Consider the following 26405-nt stretch of genomic DNA (forward strand, 5'->3'; position numbering starts at 1 on the left):
GGCCTGCGGCCGTCCTTCGGGCGCCCCCGGCTGTCGCGGGCGGGCGCTAGCCTTCCGGCATGGCGAACCGGACCCGTACGTACGACCCCGTGAAGGTGCGCGCCGCGCTGGCCGCGCAGACCGAGGCCCTGCGCGCCGCCGTCCGCGCCCTGTGCGCCGATCCGGCGGCCGAGCGGCTGCTCGCCGCGCCGACCAGGCTCGGCACCTGGACCGTCCGCGAGCTGCTGGCCCACCTGGCGCTCCAGGTGGGCTGGGTGCCCCGGCACCTGGACCAGCCGTCGCAGGGACGGCCGCCGCTGGCCCTCACCCGGTGGGTGGCCGGGGTCGGCGACCTCGCCCCGCTGCTCGACGACGCGGCCCGCGAGCACGCCGCCGGAGCCTTCGAGGGCACCCCGGCGCGGGTCGCCGCGGAGTTCGACCGGGAGGCGGACGCCCTGCGCGACCTGCTGACGGATCCGGCCGCGGCGGATCCGGCCCGGCGGTTCGAGATCCGGCTGGGCTCGATGACGCTCACCGACATGCTGGTGACCCGGCTGGTGGAGACGGTGGTCCACGCCGACGACCTGGCGGACGCGCTCGGCCTGGGCGACTTCCCGCACGACCGGCAGGCACTGGCCGCCGTCGCCCGGCTGCTCGCGGACTCCTTCGCCGAGCAGGTGCCCGGCGGGGCGGTCGAACTGCGGGTGCCGCCGTTCGCGGTGGTGCAGGCCGTCGCGGGGCCCCGGCACACCCGCGGCACCCCGCCGAACGTGGTCGAGGCCGGTCCGCTGACCTGGATCCGACTGGCCACCGGGCGGCTGGACTGGGCGACCGCCGTCGAGGAGGGGGCCGTCTCGGCGAGCGGCGAGCGCAGCGACCTCGGCGCCCACCTGCCGGTGCTGGGGTGACCTGCCGGCGCGGGGGCCTACCTGGCCTACCTGGCCTACCTGGCCTGCCGGGCCTGCCGGGCCGGCCCGGCCCGGGGCATCAGTAAGCTCGTGGCGACCGTCGGGCGGATGACGCCGACTCAGCTGTGAAGGGGGACTCCGCCGTGGGTGGAGAGGGGCACCGGATACCGCCGCTGCGGGCGGGCCGGCGGCCGGCCGGGCTGGCCCTGCTCGGCTGGCTCGGCGACGGCCGGGCGCCGCGGCTGTGCCAGGTCACCGGGGCGGCCGGCGCCGGCAAGAGCCACCTGCTGTCCTGGCTGGCCGAGGCCGGCACCGGCGTCGACGCCGTCCTGCCCGCGGCGGACACCACCGTGCAGAGCGCCGCCTGGCTGCTGGGCCGCCGGCTGGACCTGATGGTCCGCACCCCCGAGGAACTCTTCACCGCGCTGACCGAGGACGACCGCCCGCTGGTGATCTGCGTGCCGGAGCTCGGCCGGGCCGCCGACCCGGCCGCCCTGGTGGCCGAACTGCTCGACCCGCTGCTGCGGTTGGACCGGATCAGGGTGGTCGTCGAGGGCACCCCGGAGACCGTCGGCGCCTTCACGGCCGTGGCCGGGCCGGCGGTGCTCGACCTCGACCTGCCGCAGTGGACCGACCCGGACCGCTTCGCCGCCTGGTGCGCCGCCGCGGGCGCCGACCCGGCCGGCTACCCCAGCCCCGGCGCGGCCCTCCGCCATCCGGCCGAGCCCGCCCCGCAGACCCTGGACGAACTGGCCCGCCTGCTGCCCGCACAGCCGGACGGTTCGGTGGACCCGCTCGCCGCCGCACCGCGGCAGCTGACCGGGCTGTGGCGGGCGGCGGCCCGCGAGGGCGGCGCCGACCGGCTCCTCGCCGACGCCCGGCTGCTCACCCACGCCGACCCGGTGGCCGTCTCGGCCGCGCTCTCCCGAGAGGGCGGCCGCCTGCCCGAGCTCTGGCAGGCCGCTGCGCCGGCCCTGGTGGCGGAGCCCGACCCGGGGGTGCGCGCCGCGGTGCTGCGGACCAGGCTGATCGGGCTGGACGACGCGGCCGCGGCCCGGCTGGCCGGGGTGGACGCGCCCTGGCACTGCGTCTGGGCGATGTGGCCCGACTCCGCGTTCGGCTGGCCGGGCCCGGTGTCCTCGCTGGCGCTCGGCTCGGGCCCGTACGGCCGTCAGCTGCTGCTCGCCGACCCCGGCGGTACGGTGCGCACCGTCGACGCCGCCTCGGGGCGTCCGCTGGCCCGGATCGCGGTGCCCGGCCCCCGGCCGCTGCGCGGGCTGACGGTGACGGCCGGCGGCAGCGTGGTGCTGCTGGACTCCTGGGGCGAGCTGGCGGTGGTGCCGTCCTCGGCCGAGGCCGACAGCCGGCCGGGCGAGGCGCTGGCCGCGCTGCGGGCCGGGGCCGGTTCCGACCCCAGCGCGGTGGCCGCCGTGACCGCGCTGCCCGGCGCGCTGCCGGCCCTCGGTGACGAGGACGGGCGGCTGCACTGGCGGGCGCCGGACGGCGAGGTGCTGACCGAGGCCCCGCACCAGGGCCCGGTGACCGCGCTGGCCGCCACCTGGCAGGGCGCGCTGCCGGCGCTGGTGAGCGGGGGTTTCGACGGCTCGGTCCGGCTGTGGCGGCCCGGCGGTGGCGGGCCGGCCGAGGTGCTGGCGCGGCGCGGCCGGGTGGTCAGCGCGGTCGCCGCGGCGGGCGGCGCGGACGGTCCGACCGTGGCGGCGGCCTGGTCCGACGGCCTGGTCCGGCTGTACCGGCCGGGCGCCGAACCGCTGGACCTGCGGCTGGGCGCGCCGGTCTGGGCGCTGGCGGTCACGGACGGGCTGCTGGTGCTCGGCACCTCGGACGGCATCGCGGCGGTCCGGGCCCGCTGAGACCGGCGGCCGCCGACGTCCCCCGGCAGGGGGTGAGGGCCCTACGGCGCGGGCGGCCCGCTGATGTACTTGCCCTCGGCGGTGTACGGCCAGGCGTTGGGCTTGCAACCCTTGAGGCCGTAGATCTGCTGCATCATCGCGGGCGCGAGCTTGCCGGGGCCGGGGCAGCCCTCGTGGTTGTGCTGGATGCGGTGGCCGACCTCGTGGTTGATGATCAGCGCCCGGTACTCCTCGATCGGGCCCGAGAACTCCGGTGAACCCGTCAGCCAGCGCTTGGAGTTGACCATCACCTGATCGTCGACGTCGCAGTTGACCTCGCCCTTGGTGTCCAGGCCCTTGGTGGCGCAGATCCGGTCGGTGGTGGCGGGCGAGGCTATCTTGACGGTGAAGTCGTAGGTGCCGTCGGAGACCAGCTGGAAGCCGTTGCGCCGGTCCGCCGTCCAGCCGCGCTTGTCGGCCAGGACGGCCTGCACCTCGGTCGCGGCGGCCTGCGGGTCGATGCCGATGCCCCCCTCGACCTCGACCCGGTAGCGCCGGATGTTGCCGGTGCCGACGGCCGGGCCGTTGGCGGCGGCCACGGTGAAGGTGCCGGTCGGGGCGGTCTGCGGCGGGGTCGTCTGCGGGGTGCCGGACGGCTGCGGGGTGCCGGACGGGGAGGCGGGGGCGGGGCTCTCCGTGCCCTGGTCCGCGGCCTCCGAGGGGACGGCCCGGGCCTGCAGGCTGGGCTTGCCGCCGCCCGGGGTGCCCTCCGAGGTGCCGAGGGCCACCGCCGCCGCGCCCAGTACCGCCAGCGAGCCGACCAGTGCCACGCCCATGCCGAGCCGGTTGCGCCGCCGCTGGGGCTTGGCGCGCCGGCGGCCCCGGGTGGGGGTGCTCCTGGGTTCGGTGGCTGCGGGCACGGACGGGCCTTTCTTCGGGAACATGGCGCGACGGGCCGTCAATTCGGTTCTGACGGTGGCGTCGTACTCACCCTCGCACGAGCGTGCGGGCGGTGTCCACATACGCAGTATGTAATCCTGTCGGGGAGACCGGCCCTCGGGGACGTGGACGCGCGGAGCGGACCGCCCGGTTCCGCCGCGCCGGTCGGGCGGGGACGGGCCGGTCGGGCGGCGCCGGCCGCCGGGGCCGGTCGGATAGGGTTTCGCCGATCCGTGGAACGCTGGGAGGCCCCCATGAGTCGAACTCCGGGGCCCGTTCCGGACCCGCCGTCGCAGCCGTCCGATCGGTCACAGTCGTCGCAGCATTCGGACCTGTCGCAGCCGCCGCAGCCGCCGCAGCCGCTGTCCTCCCCGCTGCCGATGGCCGGTCAGGCGCCGCCCGAGCGGGCCGACGCGGCGCGCAACCGTCTGAAGATCCTCGCGGCGGCCGCGGAGATCCTGGCGGCCGAGGGTCCGGAGGCGCTCACCGTGGCGGAGGTGGCCCAGGCGGCGGGCATCGGCGTCGGGACGGTCTATCGCCGTTTCGGCGACCGCACCGGCCTGCTGCTCGCCCTGCTCGACGAGCGCGAGCGGGAGTTCCAGGCGGGCTTCATGACCGGGCCGCCGCCGCTCGGTCCGGACGCCCCCGCGGCGGTGCGGCTGCGGGCCTTCGTGCTGGCCCTGGTCGACCGGATCCAGGAGCAGCACGTGCTGCAACTGCTCGCGGAGCGCAGCTCGCCGACCGGGCGGTTCCGCGGCGGCCCGTACGCGGTCTACCACGCCCACCTGGTGCACCTGTTGGGCCGGGTGCGGCCCGGGGTGGAGCCGCGGTTCCTCGCCGACGCGCTGCTCGCGGCGCTCTCGGCGGAGCAGTTGCAGTGGCTGCGGGAGGGGCGGGGGATGAGCGGGGCGGAGATCGGGGCGGCGGTCACGGACCTGCTGGACGTCTGCTGCGGGAGGCCGGAGTCCCGGGCCTAACCGGAGCTCGTTCCGCTTACCCCTTGAAACCGGAGCGCGTTCCGTTTTACTGTCGACCTGACGCAGTCGTGACGGTCGGGCGGCAAACCCTGCCGCAAGCCGCCCCGGGTGCCGCACAGTTGACCAGCGCACGTCCGGCAGCAGCTCATCGCACAGGGGAGCCACCTCTCATGGCCAGCAAGGTCGCAGTCATCTACTACTCCGCCACCGGCAGCGTGCACCAGCTGGCCGAGGCCGTCGCCGAGGGGGCCGCGAAGGCCGGCGCCGAGGTCCGGCTGCGCCGGGTCGCCGAGCTGGCGCCCGACGAGGCGATCGACGCCAACCCCGCCTGGCGAACCCACCTGAACGCCACCGCCGACGTCCCCCTCGCCTCGCTGGAGGACCTGGAGTGGGCCGACGCCTACGCGCTCGGCACCCCCACCCGGTTCGGCAACGTCGCCGCGCAGCTCAAGCAGTTCCTCGACACCACCGGGGGCCTCTGGTACCAGGGCAAGCTCCAGGACAAGCCGGCCACGGCCTTCGCCAGCGCGCAGAACGTGCACGGCGGCAACGAGTCCACCCTGCTCGCGCTCTACAACACCCTGTACCACTGGGGCACCGTCATCATCCCGCCCGGCTACACCGACCCGTCGGTGTTCGCCGCGTACGGCAACCCCTACGGCGCGGCCCACCCGTCCGGGGCCGGCGCCCCGACCGAGGAGCTGCTCGCCGCCGCCCGCTACCAGGGCGGCCGGCTGGTCACCTTCACCGACCGCCTGCTGGCGGGCCGGCGCGACTGATCCCGCCGGGGGCGGCCGCGCCCCCGAACAAACACGGACGTCCGCCGCCCGGGTCTCCCCGGGCGGCGGACGTCGTGGTCGGCCGGTCGGCCACTCAGCCGGTCGGCGGCTCAGCTGCTCAGTTGCTCAGTTGCTCAGCTGCTCAGCTGCTCAGCCGAGGGTGTCGGCGGCGGTCGGCGAGGAGTCGCGCAGGAACTGCGTGCAGCGCTCGTGCTCGTCCTTCTCCTCGATCGCGCCGGCCGCCCGCGCCAGGGCGTGCAGGGCGCGCAGGAAGCCGCGGTTCGGCTCGTGCTCCCACGGCACCGGGCCGTGGCCCTTCCAGCCGGCCCGGCGCAGCGCGTCCAGGCCGCGGTGGTAGCCGGTGCGGGCGTAGGCGTACGACTCGATGGTCCGGCCGGCCACGAAGGCGTCGTCGGCGAGCTGGGCCCAGGCGAGCGAGGAGGTCGGGAACTTGGCCGCGACCTCGGCGGGTGTGGCACCCGAGGCCAGCAGCTCCAGCGGGCCGGTCTCGGCCGGCAGGTGGGTCGGCGGCGGTCCGCCGAGCAGGTTCTCGTGAATGCTCATGGGCCCCAGTCAACCACTGTCGGGCCGGGGATCGGACATGCCGGTGCCCCCGGGCGGCGGACCGCACGGGGGCACCGGGGGAGCGGTCCTACTTGATGCGGTTGCCCGCGGAGCGCAGCTGCTGGGCGGCCTCCAGCACGCGCGCGGCCATGCCGGCCTCGGCGAGCTTGCCCCAGGTGCGCGGGTCGTAGGTGTTCTTCTTGCCGACCTCGCCGTCGACCTTCAGCACACCGTCGTAGTTGCGGAACATGTGGTCCACGACGGGGCGGGTGAAGGCGTACTGGGTGTCGGTGTCGAGGTTCATCTTCACGACGCCGTTCTCCAGCGCGGTGGCGATCTCCTCGGCGGTGGAGCCCGAGCCGCCGTGGAAGACGAAGTCGAACGGGTCGGTCTTGCCGTACTGCTTGCCGATCGCGTCCTGGAGCTCGCGCAGCAGCTCCGGCTTCAGCACGACGTTGCCCGGCTTGTAGACGCCGTGCACGTTGCCGAAGGACGCGGCCAGCAGGTAGCGGCCCTGCTCGCCCAGGCCGAGGGCCTCGGCGGTGCGGACGGCGTCGTTGACGGTGGTGTACAGCTCGTCGTTGATCTCGTGCGAGACACCGTCCTCCTCGCCGCCGGTCGGGGTGATCTCGACCTCAAGGATGATCTTGGCGGCGACGGCCTGGGCCAGCAGCTCCCGGCCGATGGCCAGGTTGTCGGCCAGGGTCTCGGCGGAACCGTCCCACATGTGCGACTGGAACAGCGGGTTGCGGCCCTGGGCGACGCGCTCGGCGGAGATCGCCAGCAGCGGGCGGACGTAGCCGTCCAGCTTGTCCTTGGGGCAGTGGTCGGTGTGCAGCGCCACGGTGACGTCGTACTTGGCGGCCACGATGTGGGCGAACTCGGCGAGCGCGACGGCGCCGGTCACCATGTCCTTGCTGTGCTGGCCACCCAGGAACTCCGCGCCACCCGTGGAGATCTGGATGATGCCGTCGCTCTCGGCCTCGGCGAAGCCGCGCAGGGCGGCGTGCAGCGTCTGCGACGAGGTGACGTTGATGGCCGGGTAGGCGAACTTGCCCGCCTTGGCCCGGTCGAGCATCTCGTTGTAGACCTCGGGAGTTGCGATGGGCATGCGAATCCGCTCCTGTCGGTGTGGGGCGATCGGACGACGCTGTCCGATGCTCAGTACGCCAGTGGTACGACGTGTGGCACCGGGCCGACGCGACTCAGCGGTACGGCTTGGTGGTACCAGGATCGACGATGTCCATGCGGTACGGGGAGAGGGTGGTCCACGACCGCGGGCCGGACACCAGTGTCATCTTCCCAGACTCGGGCCCCGGGACACCCGGCGGCCCGCCCCTTGGGACGGCGCGATGTACCCGGGTGCCGACGGCCCGGGGCGGACGGGCACTCCGAGCCCCCGGTCATCAGGGGGCGCTATCCTGCGCGCGTGGACACCTTCAACCAGCTCGCCGTCAATGTGCTCGATGCGAAGTCGCTGATCTCGTCTCTCGGCGCCATCGGACTGCTCGCGATCATCTTCGCCGAGACCGGCCTGCTGGTCGGGTTCTTCTTCCCCGGTGACTCCCTGCTGATCCTGGCCGGTGTGGCCGCCTCCGGAGCGGCCTCCTCGGTGCTCGGGGAGGGCGCCCGGCTGCCCATCGCGGTGCTGCTGATCGGTGCCCCGCTGTGCGCGATCGCCGGGGCCCAGCTCGGCCACTTCTTCGGGGCGCGGTTCGGCCCCAAGCTCTTCGACAAGCCGGAGTCCAAGATCTTCCGGCGTGACTTCGTGGTGAAGGCCGAGGAGTACTTCGAGAAGTTCGGCCCGGCCAAGGCCGTGGTGATCGCGCGCTTCATCCCGGTCGTCCGCACCTTCCTGAACCCGGTGGCCGGCACCCTGGAGATGCCCGCGAAGACCTTCTTCGTCTGGAACGTGGTCGGTGCCGTGCTGTGGACCGAGTCCATGCTGCTGATCGGTTACTTCACCGGTGACTCGCTGGCCCCGGTGATCGACAAGTACCTGATCCCGGCGATGGCGCTGATCATCCTGATCTCGGTCTCGCCGATCATCTTCGAGGTGCTGCGGGAGCGGAAGAAGAAGAAGGCCGGGGCCGTCGAGGTCGACGCGGAGCAGCAGCACTCGGTGGCCGGCGGCCGCCACCGCAAGGGCTGACGCACCCGCCCCCAGAGACCTCCCGGAGAGACTTCCCGGAGACACCCACGGAGCCCCGGACCCCCGTACGGCGGAGGGTCCGGGGCTCCGTCGTGCGGGGGCGGGCCCGCCCGGTGGCGGGCGTCAGGGCGTGACGATCGGGAAGTCCCGGTCCGGGGTGTCCAGGTAGGAGACCAGGGTGGCCAGCGCCCGGGGGTCGCCGCTGTGCTCGACGCCGTCCGGGGCGGCGCCCGCGAACAGGGCGAGCAGCTGCGCCTTGGCGAGGGTGAGCGTGAGCGTGGCCGGGCCGTCGCCGAGCGGCTGCCCGGCCTCGGCGCTGCGGTGGGTCAGCGCGCCGTTGGAGAGGGTCAGCCGCCAGCTCCGCCGCTGGTCGGTGACGTGCAGGTCGACGGTGAGCGCGGCGTCCCAGGCCCGCGGTCCGTCGATCCGGATCGCGATCGAGTCGATCAGCTGGTCGACGGTGAGGGCCGCGGCCATCTCCGGGTTGGTGGGGTCGAGGTCGACGGTGGCGAGCGTCCCGCGCAGCTCCATGGCGGCGGTCAGGTAGAAGTTGCGCCAGGTGCCGTTCTCCGCGCCGTGGCCGAGGCGGTCGTAGACGGCGGCCAGGGCGTCCCGCGCGGGGCGGTGGTCGGGGTCGGCGAAGACCGCGTGGTTGAGCAGGGTCGCGGCGAACCGCAGGTCGCCGCTGTCCGCGTACCCCTGGGCCTTGGCGACGGTCGCCTCGATCCCGCCGAGCACGTCCACGTACCGCTTCGCCTGGGCCACCGGCGGGTGCGGCCACAGGTTGGCCGGGTTGCCGTCGTACCAGCCCATGTAGCGCTGGTAGACCGCCTTGACGTTGTGGCTGAGCGAGCCGTAGTAGCCGCGCAGGGCCCAGGACCGCTCCAGGGCCGGCGGCAGCCGGATCTCCTCGGCGATCTCCGGACCGGTGAGGCCGCGGTTGAGCAGCCGCAGGCTCTGGTCGTGCAGGTAGGCGTAGAGGTCGCGCTGCCCGGTGAGGTACCGGGTGATCCGCTCGGTGCCCCAGGTCGGCCAGTGGTGCGAGGCGAAGGAGACGTCGCAGGAGGGGCCGAACAGCTGGAGCGCCTCGTCGAGGTAGTGCGCCCACACCCGCGCGTCGCGCACCAGCGCGCCGCGCAGGGTGAGCACGTTGTGCATGTTGTGGGTGGCGTTCTCGGCCAGGCACAGGGCGCGGCGCTGCGGGAAGTGGAAGTTCATCTCGGCCGGCGCCTCGGTGCCGGGAGTGAGCTGGAAGACGATCCGCACCCCGTCGACCACCTCCTCCTGCCCGGTGCGGGTGATGTCCACGGTGGGCGGGACGAGGGTGATGGTGCCGGTGGAGGTGGTCATGCCAAGGCCGCAGCCGATCTGGCCGTCCGGGGCCTTCGGCAGCTGGGCGCCGTACATGTAGACGGCGCGCCGGGCCATCGCGGTGCCGGCGTAGACGTTCTCGCTGACGGCGTGCTCCAGGAAGCCGGCCGGCGCGAGCACCGGGACCGGCTCGTGGCCGTGCGGGAGGACGCCACGGGCACCGCCGAAGTGGTCGCCGTGCGAGTGGGTGTAGATCAGGCCGGTGACCGGCCGGTCGCCGCGGTTGCGGCGGTAGAGCGCGAGGGCGGCGGCGGCCGTCTCGACGGAGATCAGCGGGTCGATGACGATCACCCCGCGGTCGCCCTCCACCAGCGTCATGTTGGAGAGGTCGAGCCCGCGGACCTGGTAGATCCCCTCGGTGACCTCGAACAGGCCCTGCTTGGCGGACAGCTGCCCCTGGCGCCAGAGGCTGGGGTGGGCGGTCGGCGGGCAGTCCTGGTCGAGGAAGGCGTAGGCGTCGTTGTCCCAGACCACCCGGCCGTCCGCGGCGGTGACGACGGCGGGGGAGAGCGCGTCGACGAACCCGCGCCCGGCGTCGGAGAAGTCCTCGGTGTCCTCGAAGGGAAGCGTCGTCATGGGCCGAGAATCGCACCGGACGGGCGGTTCGGCCTGTTCTGGTCCTGTGCCGTCCCGCCGCTCCCACCTCCCCCGGCGGGCCGGGGTGCACCAACGGCCGGTGCCGCACGCTGTTTCACGTGAAACACCGGCCGTTGGGACGGACGGGTGAGACGGACCGGCCGGGCTCAGCCCAGGTCGAGGTCGGCCAGGGTGTAGGCGGTGGCGTACGGCAGACCGGCCTCCGCGATCGCGGGCGCGGCGCCGCGCTCCACGATCACCGCGACGCCGACGACCTCGGCGCCCGCCTCGCGCAGGGCCTCGACCGCGGTCAGCACCGAGCCGCCGGTGGTGGAGGTGTCCTCGACCGCCAGCACCCGGCGGCCCTTCACGTCCGGGCCCTCGATCCGGCGCTGCAGACCGTGCGCCTTGCCGGCCTTGCGGACCACGAAGGCGTCCAGCTTGCGGCCGCGGGCGGCGGCGGCGTGCAGCATCGCGGCCGCGACCGGGTCGGCGCCCAGGGTCAGACCGCCCACCGCGTCGTACTGCAGGTCCGCCGTGGCGTCCAGCATGACCGAGCCGACCAGCGGTGCCGCCTCGGCGTCCAGCGTGATCCGCCGCAGGTCGACGTAGTAGTCGGCCTCCAGCCCGGAGGAGAGGGTGACCTTGCCGTGCACGACGGCCTTGTCCTTGATCTGCGCCAGCAGGGCGTCGCGGTCGTTGCTCATGAGCAGTCAGTCTAGGCCCCGCGCGAGCCGGGCCCGCCGTCGGCCGGGACCGGCATGTCAGCGCCGGCGCAGCGCCCGGACCAGCACCACGGCCCCGCCCAGCAGGGCCACGCCACCGCCGATCACCCACGGGATCGCACTGCGCTCGCCGGCCGAACCGGACAGCAGGGTCGGCTCCACGCCGCCCCAGCGGGAGGCCGCCCGGGCCCGGGCGCTGTGGGCCGGCGCGGCGGGCGCGTAGCGGCCGCGCGGCGGGGCGTGGTCGACCTCCTCGGCCGAGCGCCCGACGATGCTGCGGCGGACCGGGCCGGCCAGCACGGGCTCCGGGTCGTACGGCAGCTCGGGTCCCTGGCCGGTCGGCCGGTCGTCGTCGGAGAAGGAGATCAGGTCGGAGAGGTCGTCGTCGAGGTCGCGCTCGGCCGCGTGGTCCTCCAGGTACACCACGGTGGCCGAGGGCTCCTCCTCCGGTTCCGCCTCGTCCCCGGCGTCCCCGGCCTGCTCCGTGGTCTCGGCCGGCTCGCCCGCGCGGGCGGCGAACGCGGTGGCGGTGCGCTCCAGCAGCCGGCGCCCGGCGGCGGTCCGGACGGCGGGGTCGGCCTCCGCCAGCCGCCCGCTCACCTCGACGGTGGCGGCCAGCGCCAGCCGGGTGCCGGTGCCGTCCGGCTCCTCCCGCAGCGTGACGCGGACCGTCACCACGAGCGTCCCGCTGCCCCGCACCTCGTCGGCGGTGAACCGGAGGGCGTCCGGCGCGCCGTCGTCCTGCCCCTCGGAGCGGCTCAGGTGGCCGCCGTAGGTGATGGTGGAGCCGCCGATCCGCAGCCGGAACCGGCCGCCGAGCCGCTCCTCGGAGGACTCCTCCGGCACGACCGTCAGGCCCGGCACGCAGCCGGCCACCAGCTCCCGATCGGCCAGGGCCTGCCGGACGACCTCGGCCGGCAGTGGGACGACAACCTCATGCTCCATGCCTGCGAGCCTACCGACCCGGTCGGCCGCTGCGGAGAGTTGCGACGAGGTTGGACCGCCCGGGCGATCGAGCGGTACACGTACGGAGCCATCGGCCCGCGGCCGGCCGTACCGTCCGCAGGGCGGAGGCGCGCGGTTCCTGCCGCCGTCAGCCGACCAGCCGCTGCGGTGCCGGGCCCGCCGCCGGGCGGCGGGCCGCCAGCGCGTCGGCCGCGGCCCGCAGGCCGTCCACGGTGAGCGAGCGCGGCCGCGGGCCGTCCGGCGCGAGCGCCAGGGCCGGCTGGGTCCGCCCGGCCAGCACGAAGGCGGAGGCCGGGGGGCGGGCGCTGCCGCAGGCCCGTCCGGTCCCCGGGGCGCCCTGGTACGGGACGGTGTCGAGCCCGGCCGCGCGCAGCCCGGCCTCGGCCGTCCACAGGTCGCTGCCGACCGGCCCGGTCCGGACGACGATCCGGCCCTGCGGGGCCAGCCGGCGGGCGGCGAGGCCGAAGAACTCCAGGGAGCGGTACCGGGAGTCGGGGGACTGCCCGGCCAGGTCGGAGACGATCACGTCGAACGGCTCCGACCCGGCGCGCAGCCAGTTCAGCGGCTCGGCGTTGAGCAGTCGGACCCGGGGATCGTCCAGGGCGTGCTCGTTCAGCGCGGACAGCGCCGGGTCGCGGCGGGCCAGCTCGCTGAGCACCGGGTCGCGCTCCACCACCAGCACCGAGCGGACCGAGGGGTGGCGCAGCACCTCGCGCAGGGCCAGCCCGTCGCCGCCGAGCAGCAGCACCCGGGCGTTGGGCCGCGCGGCGAGGGCGGGGTGGACGAGGGCCTCGTGGTCGCGGTACTCGTCCGGGCCGCAGACCACCGGACGGCCGTCCAGGAAGAGTTCCAGCGGGCCGGCGGGCCGGGCCTCGGCGGGGCGGGCCGATCCGGTCAGCACGATCTCCTGGTAGCGGCTCTGGGTGGCCAGCCGGACCTGGGCGCCGTACAGTGCCTGCCGGGCGACCCGCTCGATCGCCCCGGTGCAGGCCGCGGCCGCGGCCAGCAGGGCGAGCACCAGCCCGCAGCCGGTCCACAGCAGGACCCGGGTGCGGGGGGAGGGCTCCTCGCGGAACAGCCAGAGCACCACGGCGGCGCCCGCCACCGCGTTCACGGCGCCGGTGACCAGGGCGCCGGTGGCCTGGCCGAAGGCGGGCAGCAACAGGAAGGGGAAGGTCAGGCCGCCGACCAGGGCGCCCACGTAGTCGGCGGCGAACAGGTCGGCCGCGGCCCGGCCGGCCTCCTCCCGCCGGATCCGCTGGATCAGCGTCATCAGCAGCGGGATCTCCGCGCCGATCAGGACCCCGATCACCAGCGTGGTGCCGACCAGGGCGGTGGTGGTGGCCCGGTAGGTCTCCAGCCAGGCCCAGGCGGCGTACAGCGCCAGCACCGAGAGCCCGCCGACCAGCGCGAGCGCGCACTCGACCACGGCGAAGAAGGTCGCCGGGCGGCAGGTGAGCCGCTTGGCGAGCAGCGACCCGAGGCCCATCGCGAAGACCATCACGGAGAGCACCACCGAGGTCTGCGCCACCGAGTCGCCCAGCAGGTAGCCGCCGAGGGCGACCAGTTCCAGCTCGTACACCAGACCGCAGGCCGCGCAGACGAAGGCGGCCAGCAGGACTATCGGCCGGGCGGACCGGGTGCGCCTCCAGGATCCCGGATCCGTCCGCGCGCGGAGCGCCCGCGCGCCCGACCCCCCGGTCGGGGCGGTGCCGGGCGGGGGGTCGAGGTCCGGACCGACGGGTTTTCCGGCCGAATGGCTGATCATGGACAAACGCTAGGCGAGAACCGACACCGATAGCTGCACCCGTACGGTGGACAGTCGCAACGACGCGTTGACGATTCGCAATCGTGTACCGGTCGGTGGCCGGTTGGTCAGTGTTCGAGCGTCAGCGGACCACGAGCGAGGAGCGGGTGCAGACCAGCCGCCCCTCCTGCGGGTACGCGTGCCAGGTGCGCCAGAGCACCCGTCTCTCCTCGCAGTGGGCCACCAGCGCGGTGAACGCGCTCGGATCCCCCGGGAACACCCCGGCCAGCGCGTACGGATGGCCCTCCACCAGGGAGAGCAGTTCCTGCGCGCGGGCGGCGAAGACGTGCGGCGGCAACTCCTCGATCCGGGCCGCGAACTCGTACTCCCAGCCCGCCACCTGCTCGGCCACCCGGGCCGGCAGCGGGGTCCGCCGGCCGGGCAGGCAGGCGACGGTCTCCAGGCACTCCCCGGGGCCGGCGGCCAGGACGACCTGGTGCGAGGCGCCCAGCAGGCGCAGCTGCAGGGTGCCGCGGGAGCGGCCCCCGCCCGGACCGCCGTCGCCGCCCCGGGCGGGGCCGGACAGGTGGTCGAGGCTCAGGTCGCGGACGGCCAGGGCGGGCAGCGGTTCGCCGCCCAGACACCAGGCCAGGTCGCCGGCGCGGGTGTCCGTGTAGGAGGTCTGCAGTGTGGTGAGCATGCTGGGGCTCCGCGTTTCAGCTCCGTGCGCGCCGGCCGTGCAGCACCGGACCCGGCCTGGTGGCGGGGTTGCTCGGAGCTGGGCGGTCCAGGACGCGGCCGACCGTGGAAGGAAGGATTCCGGCTGGAGATTCAGCAGCAGAGAAGCACGAATTCTCCGGGTCCGTCAGGGATTTACCCATCTTTGCCAAGCATTCACCGTTCTGGGCGCAGCGCCGGATCTGGTGTGATCGCCCAGGGGTCGGACCTTGCTCATTGTGCGCCCCATGCCTACGCGCGTGCGCCGCGCGCGCTGGGTGTGCGCCCCCGTGCGCGGTGGCGTTCGCGACCCGGAGGAGAACGCCGCACCCCGCCGAACGACGGCCCCGGATCGCGCGGCGGCCGGGCCCGGACCGCGCTGGTGACTGCGCGGTGGCGGGCCGTCAGGCGGGCGGACCGAGCCGGACGCCGTCTACGATCCTGACGGCAACGGAGGGCGCAAGCCGGTGACGATGTTCCCGCAGCCTTGACGAGTGAGGAACAGATGAGCTTCCTGTGGTCCGGCATTCCGCACCTCGCGACCGACGGTCAGGTCAGGAGCTTCTTCACGGTCCTCCTCGGCGTGGAGTTCATCGATGACATCGACAAGGCCAAGCCCAGCGGGAGCACGCTGCGAACGCCCTACGCCGCCCACCTGCGCGAGGCCCTGGAGTACCTGCTGCGCGAGCGGCCGTGCGACGTCGTCGAGTGGTCGACGCTGACCGGTGTGGCGTTCGAGGACGACACCCGTCTGTACGCCTATCTGCAGGAGCTGTACGACCACTTCTACGGAGGCCGCAAGGAGCCTCCGGCGGCTCCGGATCCGGAGGCGCCCGTGCCGGACTGGGTCCGCGAGCGGTGGCCCTGACGACCGGTGCGGCCCGGGGTCAGAGTCGCCGGAGGCGGGTGACGGCTTCCCGGAGGACGTCGTCCTGCTTGCAGAAGGTGAATCGGACGAGGGACCGCCCGGCGTCGGTGTTGTCGTAGAAGACGACGTTGGGGATGGCGACCACCCCGCAGCGCTCCGGGAGGGAGCGGCAGAACTCCAGGCCGTCCTTCTCGCCCAGCGGGGTGATGTCGGTGGTGATGAAGTAGGTGCCCTCGGGGCTGAAGACCTGGAAGCCGGCGGCTGTCAGCCCTTCGGAGAGCAGGTCCCGCTTGCGGGTCAGGTCGGCGCGCAGGGTGTCGAAGTACGTGTCGGGGAGGCGGAGCGCCTCGGCGACGGCGTACTGGAACGGGCCTGCGCTGACGTAGGTCAGGTACTGCTTGGCGGTGCGGACGGCGGCGACCAGGGCCGGGGAGGCCGTCACCCAGCCGACCTTCCAGCCGGTGAAGGAGAAGGTCTTGCCGGCCGAGGAGATCGCGACGGTCCGCTCGCGCATGCCGGGGAGCGCGGCGATGGGGTGGTGGCCGCGGCTGAGGACCAGGTGTTCGTAGACCTCGTCGGTGACGACCAGCAGGTCGTGTTCGACGGCGAGCCCGGCGACGGCGGCGAGCTCCTCGGGCGTGAGGACGGTGCCGGTCGGGTTGTGCGGGGTGTTGATCAGCAGCAGGCGGGTGCGCGGGGTGATCAGGGCCCGCAGCTCGTCCAGGTCGGGGCGGAAGGACGGCGCGCGCAGGGTGAGCGGGACGCGGGTCGCGCCGGCCATCGCGATGCAGGCGGCGTAGGAGTCGTAGAACGGCTCGAAGGCGATCACCTCGTCGCCGGGCTCCAACAGGGCGAGCAGCGCGGCGGCGATCGCCTCGGTGGCGCCGGCGGTGACCAGCACCTCGGTGTCCGGGTCGACGGCGAGGCCGTAGAACCGCTGCTGGTGCTCGGCGATCGCGGTGCGCAGCTCGGGGATGCCGGGGCCGGGCGGGTACTGGTTGCCGTGGCCGGTCAGTACGGCGTCGGCGGCGGCCCTGGCCACCGCGGCGGGGCCGTCGGTGTCGGGGAAGCCCTGCCCGAGGTTGATCGAACCGGTTGCGGTGGCCAGGGCCGACATCTCGGCGAAGATGGTCGTCCCCAGGCCCGCCAGCCTTCGGTTCAGCAGCGGCCGCTCGCTCATTCCGGGCTCCTCAGCTCGTCGTCCGGATCATCTTCGACGCCACGGCCGGCGGTGGACAAGCCCGCCGCACCCGGGGGCGGGCCGCCCCGCACCCGGACGCACGACCTGCCCCTGGACGCACCGCGGCATGCCCCCGGACGCACGGCGGCCCGCCCCCGGGTGCGGGGGCGGGCCGTGCGGTGGTGCGGCGGGGGCTCAGCCCTCGTCGGAGGCGTCGTCGCCGCCGTCCTCGTTCTCGATCTCCTTCTGCAGACCGAGGCGCTCGACGATCCACTGCTCGAAGCCGACCGAGGCCTGGGTCCAGTTGGCGGTGGTGGAGACGAAGTAGTCCAGGTTGACGCCGGTCCCGATGATCATCTGGGACTCGCCGATCAGGCGGACCACGCCGTCCTCGTGGGTGTGGGTGTAGACCTTCGGCCAGAGGGTCTCGCGGTTCCACTCGTCGATCAGGTCGAGGATCTCGGCCTTCTGCTCCAGCGGGTAGGCGCGGTCGTAGAAGGCACGGACCGCGAAGAGCTCCTTCTGCTCGCCGCGGAACATGTAGTAGACGCGGAAGCCCTCCCACGGCGCGGTGAGGTCACCCTCCTCGTCCACCACGTGCTTGAGCTGCATCTGGTCGAGGAGCTGGGTGACCAGCGCCTGGTCCGGAACGACCACCGGCGGCGGACCGGCCGGACCCCCGGGCTGGCCGCCACCCTGCGGGGGCTGCGCGCCGAACGACGGGATCGAGGACGGGTCAATGCTCACGGGGGGTCCCTTCACGGTTCACGAGGGTGGCTGTCCACGTGGGGCCGCCCTGCTTACCTCTCCATCCTGCCTCATCGGTGGCCTGCGGCACAGGGAGCACCGGGCTCGACGATCACGCTTCGGGCGAAGTCCGCGGACGTGGAGGGCGGGCGCGGACGGCGGCGCCGCGCGGGCCGAGCGGGCCGTGCGGGCCCGGCCGCGGAGGCCGGGGCCGGGCCCGCCGTCCGGTCACTTCACCAGGGAGGGGCGCGAGGCCACCGACAGGCGGTCGCCCTGGTCGTCCCGCTCGACCACGACGGTGTCGCCGTCGTGCACCCGGCCGGACAGGATCGCCCTGGCCAGCTGGTCGCCGATGGCCGACTGGACCAGTCGCCGCAGCGGCCGGGCGCCGTACGCCGGGTCGTAGCCGGTGAGGGCCAGCCAGTCCCGGGCCGCCTCGGTGACCTCCAGGGTCAGCCTGCGGTCGCGCAGCCGCTGGGCCAGCCGGGCGACCTGGAGGTCGACGATCCGGCTCAGCTCGGCGGTGCCCAGCGGGTCGAACACCACGATGTCGTCCAGCCGGTTCAGGAACTCCGGCTTGAAGGCGGCGCGGACGGTCTCCAGCACCAGTTCCTTCTTCCGCTCCTGCGGGGTGGTCGGGTCGACGAGGTACTGGCTGCCCAGGTTGGAGGTGAGGATCAGGATGGCGTTGCGGAAGTCGACCGTCCGTCCCTGGCCGTCGGTGAGGCGGCCGTCGTCCAGCACCTGGAGCAGGACGTCGAAGACCTCGGGGTGGGCCTTCTCCACCTCGTCCAGCAGCACCACGCTGTACGGGCGCCGGCGGACGGCCTCGGTGAGCTGGCCGCCCTCCTCGTAGCCGACGTAGCCGGGCGGGGCGCCGACCAGCCGGGAGACCGAGTGCTTCTCGCCGTACTCGCTCATGTCGATCCGGACCATGGCCCGCTCGTCGTCGAAGAGGAAGTCGGCCAGGGCCTTGGCGAGTTCGGTCTTGCCGACGCCGGTCGGGCCGAGGAAGAGGAAGGATCCGGTCGGCCGGTCCGGGTCGGCGATCCCGGAGCGGGTCCGGCGGACGGCGTCCGAGACCGCCCGCACGGCCTCGCCCTGGCCGATCAGACGACTGCCGAGCTCCTCCTCCATCCGCAGCAGCTTGGCGCTCTCGCCCTCCAGCAGCCGGCCGGCCGGGATGCCCGTCCAGGAGGCGACCACGTCGGCGACGTCGTCCGGGCCGACCTCCTCCTTGACCATCGAGGTGCCGGCGTCCTCGCCCGCCGCCCGCTCCTGGGCCTCGGTCAGCTCCGTCTCGGCGGCGGGGATCTCGGCGTACAGCAGCTTGGAGGCGCGCTCGAAGTCGCCGTCGCGCTGGGCGCGTTCGAGTGCGCCCCGCAGGTCGTCCAGGCGCTCCTTGAGCTCGCCGACCCGGTTGAGGGACTTCTTCTCCTGCTCCCAGCGGGCGTTGAGGGTGCTCAACTGCTCCTGCTTGTCGGCCAGGTCGCGCCGCAGCCGGGCGAGCCGGTCGACCGAGGCCGGGTCGGACTCCTTCTCCAGGGCGAGCTCCTCCATCCGCAACCGGTCGACGGAGCGCTGGAGTTCGTCGATCTCGACCGGGGAGGAGTCGATCTCCATCCGGAGCCGGGACGCCGACTCGTCGACCAGGTCGATCGCCTTGTCGGGCAGGAAGCGGGCGGTGATGTACCGGTTGGACAGGGTGGCGGCGGCGACCAGGGCCGCGTCCGAGATCTCCACCTTGTGGTGGGCCTCGTAGCGGCTCTTGAGGCCGCGCAGGATGGCGATGGTGTCCTCGACGCTCGGCTCGCCGACCAGCACCTGCTGGAAGCGGCGCTCCAGCGCCGGGTCCTTCTCGATCCGCTCGCGGTACTCGTCGAGCGTGGTCGCGCCGACCATCCGCAGCTCGCCGCGGGCCAGCATCGGCTTGAGCATGTTCCCGGCGTCCATCGCCGAGTCGCCGCCGGCGCCCGCGCCGACCATGGTGTGCAGCTCGTCGATGAAGGTGATGACCTGGCCGTCGCTGGCCCGGATGTCGTTCAGGACGGCCTTCAGCCGCTCCTCGAACTCGCCCCGGTACTTGGCGCCGGCCACCATCGCGCTGAGGTCGAGCGAGACCAGCCGCTTGCCGCGCAGCGACTCGGGCACGTCGCCCGCGACGATCCGCTGGGCCAGGCCCTCCACGACGGCGGTCTTGCCGACGCCGGGGTCGCCGATCAGCACCGGGTTGTTCTTGGTCCGGCGGGAGAGCACCTGCACCACCCGACGGATCTCCTGGTCCCGTCCGATCACCGGGTCGAGCTTGCCGTCCCGGGCGGCCTGGGTCAGGTCGGAGCCGTACTTCTCCAGCGCCTTGTACGTGCCTTCCGGGTCGGGGGAGGTCACCCGGGCGCTGCCGCGGACGTCCTTGAACGCGGCCAGCAGCGCCTGGGCGGTGGCGCCGTGCTGCTTCAGCAGGTCGGCCACCGCGCCGCCCTCGGCGGCCAGGCCGACCAGCAGGTGCTCGGTGGACAGGTACTGGTCGTCCAGGTCGTCGGCGCGCCGGCCGGCCTCCGCCAGGACGGCCAGGGTGTCGCGGGCGAGCTGCGGCGCGGCCACCGTGGAGCCCTGCGCGGTGGGCAGCTCGGCCAACCGGCGGCGGGCGCCCGCGAGAACGGCGGCGGTGTCCGCGCCGACCGCCTCCAGCAGCGGCCGGGCGATCCCCTCGGGCTGCTCCAGCAGCGCCAGCAGGATGTGCACCGGCTTGACGTCCGGGTTTCCCGCGGCGCCGGCCTGCCGGATGGCGGCGGACAGGGCGTCCTGGGTCTTGCTGGTGAACTTGCTGGCATCCACTGCTGTCGTGCCCCTTTCTGCGGGCGGTCTCGTCCGTGCCGGGCGCGCGTCGACCGCGCCGACCCCTGCTGACTCCAGCATGCACTAAGTTGAGTCTATTCCGCTCAACTTTCTGAATCTAGCCTCGCCGGGGCAGTTTGCGGGTGAGCCCCAGCAGCTCCCGGGCCGGGCCCGCGGGGCGCTGGCCGGAGGGCCAGACCGCCCGCAGCGGCCGGTGCAGGTCGACGCCCTCCAGCGGGACCTCGACCAGCCGGCGGGTGGCCAGCTCCTCCATCACCGCGAGCTCGCTCAGACAGACCGGGCCGGCGCCGGTCATGGCGGCCGCCTTGAGCGCGGTCGAGGAGGCCAGTTCCAGCCGGGGCGCGGCCGTCCCGCCGTACGGGGCCAGGGCCTGGTCCAGCACCTCGCGGGTGCCCGAGCCGGGCTCGCGCAGCACCAGGGCGGTGCCGGCCAGCTCGGGGCCGGTGAGCGGGGCGCGCCGGCGGGCCCAGGGGTGGCCGGGTGCCACCACGACCACCAGCCGGTCGGCCGCCACCACCGCGCCGGACAGCCCCGGCGGGGTGTGCGGGCCCTCCACGAAGCCGAGGTCCGCGTCGCCGGCCAGCACGTGCGCCGCGACGTCGGCGGAGTTGGCCGTCCGGAGCGTCACCGCCGTCCCCGGGCTGGCCTGGTGCAGGGCCAGCAGCCAGCCGGGCATCAGGTACTCCGCGACGGTCAGACTCGCCACCACCCGCAGCCGGGCGTCCCGGCGGCCGCGCAGCGCGTCGATCCCGGCGTCCAGCGCCTGGGCGGCCTCCACCACGCCGCGCGCCCACTCGACCACCAGCCGGCCGGCCTCGGTCGGCCGGGAGCCGCGCGGGGAGCGTTCCAGCAGGGCGACCCCGATCTGTCGTTCCATGCCCTTGATCCGCGCGCTGGCCGCCGGTTGGCTCACCCCCAGCTCGGCCGCCGCCCGCCCCACGCTGCCCAGCCGCACCACCGCGAGCAGCAGTTCCAGCGCGCCGATCTCGGGGACGTGCGGGGAGAGAGCCATACAGCCAGGTTATGTCCCCATAGGCGACCGGTCGCTACCGGGCGGCCGGCCCGCCGGGCACGGTGGTGCCATGGCCACCTCCGCCCTCCCTGCCGCCCCCACCCCTCCGGCGGCTCCCGCTCGTCCCGACGACCTCACCAGGTCCGACACCTCCACCGGGCCCGACACCTCCACCGGGCTCGTCAACCCCACCGGGCCCGCGAACCGCGCCCGCCGCCTCGACCTCGGCCAGCTCGGGCCCAACTGGTACGCGACGGTGATGGGCACCGCCATCGTCGGCAACGCCGCCGCCGCCCTGCCGGTCTCCGTCCCGGGCCTGACCGCGGCGGCCCGGCTGGCCTGGGCGCTGTCGGCGGCCCTGCTGCTGGTGCTGGTCCCGGCCCGCGTCGCGCACCTGCTGCGGCACCGCGCGGCCGCCCGCGCCCACCTGCTGGACGACCCCGCCAAGGCGGTCTTCTACGGCTGCCCGCCGATGGCCCTGCTCGCCGTGGGCTACGGCACCCTGAAGGTCGGCGCCCCGCTGATCGGCACCGGGCCGGCGGTCGCCGTCGACCTGGCGCTGTGGACCGCCGGCACCTGCTACGCCGTCGCGGTGGCGGTCACCGTCCCGACGCTGATGATCACCCGGCACCGGCTGTCCGCGTTGCGCGCCGACCCGACCTGGCTGCTCCCGGTGGTCGCCCCGATGGTGGCCGCCTCGCTCGGCCCGGCGCTGGTCCCGCACCTGGCGGCGGGCACGGCCCGGACGGCGATGCTCTACGGGTGCTACGCCCTGTTCGGGGCCTCGATGATGGCCGTGCTCGCCGTCCTGCCGGTGGTCTTCGCGGGCCTGGTGCACAGCAAGGTGGCGGCGCCGGTGCTGACTCCGGTGCTGTTCCTGGTGCTCGGACCGCTCGGACAGTCCGCCACCGCCGTCAACCAGCTCGCCGACGCCGCCCGGGTGGCCGCGCCGGGGCTCGGAGGGGCGGCGCTGCACCTGGCGGTGCTGTTCGGGGTGGCGGTGCTGGGCTTCGCCCTGCTGTGGCTGCTGGTCGCGACGGCGGCCAACCTGCGGGCCTGGCGGGCCGGGATGCCGTTCGGGATGACCTGGTGGGCCTTCACCTTCCCGGTGGGCACGGTGGTCACCGGGTCGGCGGCCCTGGCCCGGCACACCGGCTTCGGCGGGTTCACCGCCGTCGCGGTGGGGCTGTTCCTCCTGCTGGTCGCGGCCTGGGGCGTGACGGGGGCGCGCACGGTGGCGGCCCTGGCGGGCGGGCGGCTGCTGGCCCGGTGAGTGCCGCCCGCAGGGGTGCGCGAGCGGCCGGCGAATGTCGGAATTCACGCCGCCGACGGGCTGAATCGGAATCCGGCGCCGGCGTTTTCCGTCGTTCGTGCCGTCGGTCGGCGGATCGGAATTCCGCCGGTCCGTGAAAGGCGGGTGCCGATCCGGGGCGCGGCACCGCCTTCCCCCCACTGGCCTGTACCTTTCCGGAAAGAATTGACGCGGCTCGCGGGGGGCGGCGCCGTACCGACTGTCATGCGCCGGACCACCGCCGGCCATCCCCCGCAATCAACCAGAATCGATCACGATCGAACGATCCCGCAGGCCGGAAGCGGGTCGCGGTCCGTCGCCCTGGGTCGTTCTGTTGGAACCCGGCGGCAGTGACCGACCCACGGGATACGCGCGTAGACCTCGGGGTGCCCGATCGAATTGCTGCGGAACGGGGGCCGGGCGGCGGTTTCGGCGGGCCGTTTCGGGAACGGGACGTTCCACTCCGGCGAACGATCGGTCGGCGATCCGGAAATGTGTGAGCGGGGTGAAAGGCGGGCCCGGGAGAAACGCTCGGCAGTCCACTACCGTTGCAGGTTTCTGCACTTGCGGGAACCTGCAACAGGAGAGCACTTGTTCCCCGCGCGTCACACTGTGAAGGTAGTGACACGCCAGGTCGCCGGGCAGCCGCAGCCCGATGAAGGTGACTTGCTCCTCCCGAGGTGTGACAGGTGTTGCTGCACCGTGCACCAGGGGGAGGAGCGCCGGCCGGGACGCCATGTGTGGTGATGGCCCCCGGAAACCGGAGTCGGCGAGGCGTTGCTGCTCCGCCTCACCGAAAGCACCGTGGCCTTGTGTAACACCGGCGGGTCTCCCGGGGTTCCAGCGCGCACAGCGCACTGGCCCCCGGGGGGCGCGCAGGTAGCGGGCCGCCGCCGGCCCCGCGGACTCGGCCCGCCGGATCACCGGCCCGCCGCGCACGATCCGGAGCCGGACGAGGGCGGCAGGGGGAACGCGACATGGCCGCCGGGACCAGGACCAACGGCACCGGGATGCCGGACGAACCCGCCCGCCGGCTCTACCTCGCCATCCTCGCCGAGGGCGGCCGCATCCACAGCCAGGACCTCGCCCCCGCCCACCGGGCGACCATGGACCAGCTGGTCCGGATCGGCCTGGTCATGCCGCACCCGATGGACCGCTCCTACGTGGCCGTCAGCCCGCGCCTGGTCGGCGACCGGGTGGGCGCCGACCTCCGGTCCCAGGCCACCGGCCTGCTGCTGGAGGCCGAACGGCTGCCCGAGCGCCTCGCCTCGCTCACCCGCGCCTACGACGCGCTGCCCCGGGAGCCCGAGGCCCGCGACCACGTGAGCTACGTGGACGGGAGCGAGCGGATCCGCCACCGGATCGCCGAGCTGGTCTCCGAGTGCCAGCGGGAGCTGCTCACCGTGCAGCCCGGCTCCCGTCTCCCCGAGACCATCGAGCTGTCCCGCCGGCAGGACCTCGCCCTGCTCCGCCGGGACGCCCGGATGCGCACCCTCTACCAGCCGCTGGTGCTCGACGAACCGGCCGCCGTCGCCTACGCCCTCGACCTCACCGCCCACGGCGCCGAGGTCAGGATCCTGGACGAGCCCTTCCAACGGATGATCGTGGTGGACCGGGCGGTGGCCGTGATCCCGGCCGCCGAGGACAACAGCCGTGCGGTGCTGCTCTCCGATCCCGCCACCGTGCACTTCCTGGTCCGGCTCTTCGAACGCGACTGGGAGCGGGCCGACGTCGTCCGGTGGCGCGAGCTCGGCGCCCAGCGGGTCACCAGGACTCCGGCGGACCGGGTCGGCCGCCTGCTGGCCAAGGGACTGACCCAGCGCGCGGTGGCGACCAGGCTGGGCCTGAGCGAGCGGACGGTGGCCGGGCACATCTCCCGGCTGCGCGAGCGCTACGGGGCTCAGACGCTCTTCCAGCTCGGCTGGCAGATGCGGGGCGGCGGCGGGGACCGGACGTGACGCCGGGGCCCCGTCCGCGGCCCCGGCGGCCTCCTCGGGCCGGTCCGGGCCGGCCGGCCCGGGTGCACGAACAGGTGGGGTGGCTGCCCGGCCGGCCGTCAGCGCAGCGTACGGTGACGAACCGGCTGACCCTGAGCGGGCGCGCGGTGGCCGGGCACCTCGCCCGGCCGCGGTCGCCGTGCGCCGTGCGGTCGCCGTGCCGGCTCGGACGGCTGATGCGGAGTGGGACGAAGTGAACGAGTTCGTGGCGGGATCCCTGCCGAGCGACGCGGAGCGGGCGCTCTACCACGCGATCCTGGAGCAGGGCGGCCGGGTGATGTTCCGGGAGGTCGGGGCGCGGGACGCGGCGCTGGTGCTGCGGCTGATCGACCTGGGCCTGCTGATCCACCACACCGAGGACGCCTCGCTCACCGCCGTGAACCCCCGGGCCGTCAGCGACCGGCTCAGCTCGGAGCTGCGGTCGGCCGGCACCCGGATGCTGGTGCAGGCGGAGGAGATGCCGACGCTGCTGGAGGAGCTGACCCGGGCGTACGACGCGACCCCGCGCCGGGTGGACCGCTCCAGCGAGGTGGAGCACGTGGACGACTTCCTGGAGATCCGGCACCGGATCCTCCAGGTCGAGGCGGAGTGCCGGGAGGAGACCCTGGCGGCCCAGCCCGGCGGCGCCCGGCCGTCCGAGCACCTGGAGCAGTCGCTCGAACGCACCCGCCGCCAGCTGGAGAACGGGTGCTCGATCCGGACGATCTACCAGCCCGGGGCCCGGTTCGACGAGGCGACGGTGCGCTACGCGGCCCGGGTGAGCGAGCTGGGCGAGCGGATCCGGGTGCTCAGCGAGCCGTTCACCCGGCTGCTCGTCTTCGACCGCCGGGTGGCGGTGATGCCGGCCTCGGCGGACAACAGCAGCGCCGCCTTCATCGAGGACCCGGCGGTGGTCAGCTTCCTGGTCGGCGTCTTCGAGCGCGACTGGGAGCGGGCCGAGCGGGTCCAGTGGCGGTCCGCCCACCAGGAGGTGGAGGGCCTGCCGGCGCACGAGCAGGTCGGGAGGCTGCTCGCGCAGGGACTGACCCAGCGGACCATCGCGAGCCGGATGGGCCTGAGCGAGCGGACCGTGGCCGGGCACATCTCCCGGCTGCGCGAGCTGTACGACGCGGAGACGCTCTTCCAGCTGGGCTGGCAGATGCGGGGAGCCGAGGCGCCGTCGGGCCGGTGACGCGTACCGGCCGCGGGGTCAGCCGGTGGCGATCTCGGGGGACCAGTAGCCGTGCGGGCGGGTGCTGGGCGCGGGCTGACGCGGTACCGGGAACTGCTCGCCGGGCGCCGTCCAGAACCCCTCGCGCAGCGACAGGGCCATCCCGGCCCAGTCCAGCGCGGTCTCGACGGTGTGGTGCAGGGCCTCCTGCGACCAGGTGTCGTCGAAGACCAGCGGCAGCACGGGGGAGACCTGCTCGATGGTGGCGATCAGCGGGTTGTGGGTGATCGCCTCGTCGACCAGCAGCACGATCGGCTTGCGCAGCGCCGAGGCCCAGCCCAACTCCAGGCTGACGCCCGCGGACAGCGGTGCGCCGACGTAGGCGAAGATCAGGTCGGCGGTCTGCATGGCGCGGAAGTCGGACGGGACGCGCGGCTCGGGGGCCCGGCCGGCCACCGTCCAGGCGTCGCTGTGGTGGCCGCTGTAGACGGCGGCTCCGCTGCGCAGGAGCGTGGTCCGCAGGGTCGTCAGCCGGGTGCGGCTGGCCAGCGTCACCACGCTGTCGGCCGGCCCGGTGAGCCGCATCAGCGGCGCGGCCAGGAAGACCCGTGCGCGTCGGCCCTCGGGGGTCTGGGCGGCGCGATGGCGCAGGTAGGGCTCGGTCATGTCGACTCCGGGGATTGGCCGCTGGCAGGTACGTGTCCGGCGAACGATGTGGCTGACCCGCTCCGGGGGAGGCTGAACCGGGAGTGGGGGCTGCTGCAGATTGTTGAACGATGTAGCGTCAAGTGTGTGGCCCGAACGCTCATGTGGTTGAGTTGATCGTCCATCCAGGGCCGCGGGTAAGTCCACCTGACCGTGGTGTCATATGGCTGCCTGGCAGCGAGATGACGCACCCTCGGTAATGCCTGCGCCGTGACACCGACCGTATCCCTGAGGCATGATCTGAGCTAATGTTCGAGGCTTCTCTATTGCTCAGTGAGGCATAACCCGAAGGAGGGAGTGGTCGCAATGTCTCGTGTGCGTCGATTTGTTCGCTTTGCAGTCGTGCCGC

At 74.2% G+C, this 26405-nt stretch carries 22 protein-coding genes; 9 read left to right on the forward strand and 13 right to left on the reverse strand.

Annotated elements, in window-relative coordinates; genetic code table 11:
• Positions 1-59 precede the first annotated feature (59 nt).
• Both ACIOFR_RS18360 and ACIOFR_RS18365 read left to right on the forward strand, forming a co-directional pair.
• Positions 60-887, forward strand: coding sequence for a sterol carrier family protein (locus tag ACIOFR_RS18360; protein WP_400998210.1), 828 nt, complete (start codon positions 60-62; stop codon positions 885-887).
• A 143-nt stretch (positions 888-1030) separates the two neighbouring features.
• Entirely contained in the window at positions 1031-2758 is a 1728-nt protein-coding gene (locus tag ACIOFR_RS18365; RefSeq protein ID WP_400998213.1) for a WD40 repeat domain-containing protein, read from the forward strand.
• A 41-nt stretch (positions 2759-2799) separates the two neighbouring features.
• Here ACIOFR_RS18365 and ACIOFR_RS18370 read toward each other — a convergent pair whose 3' ends face one another.
• The gene (locus ACIOFR_RS18370; RefSeq protein ID WP_400998215.1) at positions 2800-3681 is read right to left on the reverse strand and encodes a DUF3152 domain-containing protein; all 882 of its coding nucleotides are present in this window, start codon (positions 3679-3681) and stop codon (positions 2800-2802) included.
• A gap of 375 nt (positions 3682-4056) precedes the next feature.
• Between ACIOFR_RS18370 and ACIOFR_RS18375 the strand changes: the two genes are divergently transcribed.
• Together ACIOFR_RS18375 and wrbA are read left to right on the forward strand one after the other, a co-directional pair.
• Positions 4057-4653: a TetR/AcrR family transcriptional regulator gene (locus ACIOFR_RS18375; RefSeq protein ID WP_400998218.1), complete on the forward strand. Its 597-nt coding sequence runs from the start codon at positions 4057-4059 to the stop codon at positions 4651-4653.
• Positions 4654-4823: 170 nt separating this feature from the next.
• On the forward strand, positions 4824-5432 hold the full coding sequence (gene wrbA / locus ACIOFR_RS18380; protein WP_400998220.1) for an NAD(P)H:quinone oxidoreductase: 609 nt from the start codon (positions 4824-4826) through the stop codon (positions 5430-5432).
• A gap of 150 nt (positions 5433-5582) precedes the next feature.
• Here wrbA and ACIOFR_RS18385 read toward each other — a convergent pair whose 3' ends face one another.
• Positions 5583-5996 (reverse strand): DUF3151 domain-containing protein, encoded by a 414-nt coding sequence (locus tag ACIOFR_RS18385; RefSeq protein WP_400998222.1) that lies wholly within the window; start codon positions 5994-5996, stop codon positions 5583-5585.
• Positions 5997-6084: 88 nt separating this feature from the next.
• Complete coding sequence (gene fbaA, locus ACIOFR_RS18390) at positions 6085-7107, reverse strand: class II fructose-bisphosphate aldolase (protein ID WP_400998225.1); 1023 nt, start codon at positions 7105-7107, stop codon at positions 6085-6087.
• 318 nt (positions 7108-7425) lie between these two features.
• On the opposite strand from fbaA, the gene ACIOFR_RS18395 reads away from it, so the two are divergent.
• Positions 7426-8148: a DedA family protein gene (locus tag ACIOFR_RS18395; protein ID WP_400998228.1), complete on the forward strand. Its 723-nt coding sequence runs from the start codon at positions 7426-7428 to the stop codon at positions 8146-8148.
• A 123-nt stretch (positions 8149-8271) separates the two neighbouring features.
• Here ACIOFR_RS18395 and ACIOFR_RS18400 read toward each other — a convergent pair whose 3' ends face one another.
• The 5 genes from ACIOFR_RS18400 to ACIOFR_RS18420 all read right to left on the reverse strand — a co-directional run bounded on the left by ACIOFR_RS18400 (position 8272) and on the right by ACIOFR_RS18420 (position 14233).
• Complete coding sequence (locus ACIOFR_RS18400; protein WP_400998230.1) at positions 8272-10095, reverse strand: alkyl/aryl-sulfatase; 1824 nt, start codon at positions 10093-10095, stop codon at positions 8272-8274.
• A 167-nt stretch (positions 10096-10262) separates the two neighbouring features.
• Positions 10263-10802 carry an orotate phosphoribosyltransferase gene (pyrE, locus tag ACIOFR_RS18405; RefSeq protein ID WP_400998233.1) on the reverse strand — a complete coding sequence of 180 codons (540 nt, stop codon included), beginning with the start codon at positions 10800-10802 and terminating at the stop codon, positions 10263-10265.
• A 57-nt stretch (positions 10803-10859) separates the two neighbouring features.
• Positions 10860-11765, reverse strand: coding sequence for a carbon monoxide dehydrogenase subunit G (locus ACIOFR_RS18410; RefSeq protein ID WP_400998235.1), 906 nt, complete (start codon positions 11763-11765; stop codon positions 10860-10862).
• Positions 11766-11913: 148 nt separating this feature from the next.
• On the reverse strand, positions 11914-13554 hold the full coding sequence (locus ACIOFR_RS18415) for a spermidine synthase (RefSeq protein WP_400998237.1): 1641 nt from the start codon (positions 13552-13554) through the stop codon (positions 11914-11916).
• 121 nt (positions 13555-13675) lie between these two features.
• The gene (locus ACIOFR_RS18420) at positions 13676-14233 is read right to left on the reverse strand and encodes a DUF2617 family protein (protein WP_400998240.1); all 558 of its coding nucleotides are present in this window, start codon (positions 14231-14233) and stop codon (positions 13676-13678) included.
• Positions 14234-14755: 522 nt separating this feature from the next.
• Between ACIOFR_RS18420 and ACIOFR_RS18425 the strand changes: the two genes are divergently transcribed.
• Positions 14756-15118: a hypothetical protein gene (locus ACIOFR_RS18425; RefSeq protein ID WP_400998243.1), complete on the forward strand. Its 363-nt coding sequence runs from the start codon at positions 14756-14758 to the stop codon at positions 15116-15118.
• Between the two features lie 19 nt (positions 15119-15137).
• Here ACIOFR_RS18425 and ACIOFR_RS18430 read toward each other — a convergent pair whose 3' ends face one another.
• From ACIOFR_RS18430 to ACIOFR_RS18445, 4 genes are all read right to left on the reverse strand, one after another.
• A complete protein-coding gene (locus ACIOFR_RS18430; RefSeq protein WP_400998245.1) occupies positions 15138-16298 on the reverse strand; it encodes a pyridoxal phosphate-dependent aminotransferase in 1161 nt (386 codons plus the stop codon).
• Between the two features lie 195 nt (positions 16299-16493).
• On the reverse strand, positions 16494-17045 hold the full coding sequence (locus ACIOFR_RS18435; RefSeq protein ID WP_400998248.1) for a YbjN domain-containing protein: 552 nt from the start codon (positions 17043-17045) through the stop codon (positions 16494-16496).
• 228 nt (positions 17046-17273) lie between these two features.
• Positions 17274-19880, reverse strand: coding sequence for an ATP-dependent chaperone ClpB (clpB, locus tag ACIOFR_RS18440; RefSeq protein WP_400998251.1), 2607 nt, complete (start codon positions 19878-19880; stop codon positions 17274-17276).
• Between the two features lie 118 nt (positions 19881-19998).
• Entirely contained in the window at positions 19999-20913 is a 915-nt protein-coding gene (locus ACIOFR_RS18445) for a LysR family transcriptional regulator (protein WP_400998253.1), read from the reverse strand.
• Positions 20914-20983: 70 nt separating this feature from the next.
• Here ACIOFR_RS18445 and ACIOFR_RS18450 point away from each other — a divergent pair, with 70 nt between their 5' ends.
• The 3 genes from ACIOFR_RS18450 to ACIOFR_RS18460 all read left to right on the forward strand — a co-directional run bounded on the left by ACIOFR_RS18450 (position 20984) and on the right by ACIOFR_RS18460 (position 25372).
• Positions 20984-22186, forward strand: coding sequence for a TDT family transporter (locus tag ACIOFR_RS18450; protein WP_400998255.1), 1203 nt, complete (start codon positions 20984-20986; stop codon positions 22184-22186).
• A gap of 995 nt (positions 22187-23181) precedes the next feature.
• Positions 23182-24162: a LuxR C-terminal-related transcriptional regulator gene (locus ACIOFR_RS18455; RefSeq protein ID WP_400998257.1), complete on the forward strand. Its 981-nt coding sequence runs from the start codon at positions 23182-23184 to the stop codon at positions 24160-24162.
• A gap of 232 nt (positions 24163-24394) precedes the next feature.
• Positions 24395-25372 (forward strand): LuxR C-terminal-related transcriptional regulator, encoded by a 978-nt coding sequence (locus ACIOFR_RS18460; protein WP_400998260.1) that lies wholly within the window; start codon positions 24395-24397, stop codon positions 25370-25372.
• 18 nt (positions 25373-25390) lie between these two features.
• Here ACIOFR_RS18460 and ACIOFR_RS18465 read toward each other — a convergent pair whose 3' ends face one another.
• Entirely contained in the window at positions 25391-26017 is a 627-nt protein-coding gene (locus tag ACIOFR_RS18465; protein WP_371498218.1) for a hypothetical protein, read from the reverse strand.
• Between the last annotated feature and the right edge of the window lie 388 nt (positions 26018-26405).

Source organism: Kitasatospora sp. NPDC088346 (assembly GCF_044740765.1).
In the GTDB taxonomy this organism is placed as follows: Bacteria; Actinomycetota; Actinomycetes; order Streptomycetales; family Streptomycetaceae; genus Kitasatospora.

Bases quoted from the DNA above. Each gene is read 5' to 3' on its own strand.
- ACIOFR_RS18360 (WP_400998210.1), top strand. From the start codon at position 60: ATGGCGAACCGGACCCGTACGTACGACCCCGTGAAGGTGCGCGCCGCG.
- ACIOFR_RS18370 (WP_400998215.1), bottom strand. From the start codon at position 3,681: ATGTTCCCGAAGAAAGGCCCGTCCGTGCCCGCAGCCACCGAACCCAGG.
- ACIOFR_RS18375 (WP_400998218.1), top strand. From the start codon at position 4,057: ATGGCCGGTCAGGCGCCGCCCGAGCGGGCCGACGCGGCGCGCAACCGT.
- wrbA (WP_400998220.1), top strand. From the start codon at position 4,824: ATGGCCAGCAAGGTCGCAGTCATCTACTACTCCGCCACCGGCAGCGTG.
- ACIOFR_RS18385 (WP_400998222.1), bottom strand. From the start codon at position 5,996: ATGAGCATTCACGAGAACCTGCTCGGCGGACCGCCGCCGACCCACCTG.
- fbaA (WP_400998225.1), bottom strand. From the start codon at position 7,107: ATGCCCATCGCAACTCCCGAGGTCTACAACGAGATGCTCGACCGGGCC.
- ACIOFR_RS18400 (WP_400998230.1), bottom strand. From the start codon at position 10,095: ATGACGACGCTTCCCTTCGAGGACACCGAGGACTTCTCCGACGCCGGG.
- pyrE (WP_400998233.1), bottom strand. From the start codon at position 10,802: ATGAGCAACGACCGCGACGCCCTGCTGGCGCAGATCAAGGACAAGGCC.
- ACIOFR_RS18410 (WP_400998235.1), bottom strand. From the start codon at position 11,765: ATGGAGCATGAGGTTGTCGTCCCACTGCCGGCCGAGGTCGTCCGGCAG.
- ACIOFR_RS18415 (WP_400998237.1), bottom strand. From the start codon at position 13,554: ATGATCAGCCATTCGGCCGGAAAACCCGTCGGTCCGGACCTCGACCCC.
- ACIOFR_RS18420 (WP_400998240.1), bottom strand. From the start codon at position 14,233: ATGCTCACCACACTGCAGACCTCCTACACGGACACCCGCGCCGGCGAC.
- ACIOFR_RS18425 (WP_400998243.1), top strand. From the start codon at position 14,756: ATGAGCTTCCTGTGGTCCGGCATTCCGCACCTCGCGACCGACGGTCAG.
- ACIOFR_RS18430 (WP_400998245.1), bottom strand. From the start codon at position 16,298: ATGAGCGAGCGGCCGCTGCTGAACCGAAGGCTGGCGGGCCTGGGGACG.
- ACIOFR_RS18445 (WP_400998253.1), bottom strand. From the start codon at position 20,913: ATGGCTCTCTCCCCGCACGTCCCCGAGATCGGCGCGCTGGAACTGCTG.
- ACIOFR_RS18450 (WP_400998255.1), top strand. From the start codon at position 20,984: ATGGCCACCTCCGCCCTCCCTGCCGCCCCCACCCCTCCGGCGGCTCCC.
- ACIOFR_RS18455 (WP_400998257.1), top strand. From the start codon at position 23,182: ATGGCCGCCGGGACCAGGACCAACGGCACCGGGATGCCGGACGAACCC.
- ACIOFR_RS18465 (WP_371498218.1), bottom strand. From the start codon at position 26,017: ATGACCGAGCCCTACCTGCGCCATCGCGCCGCCCAGACCCCCGAGGGC.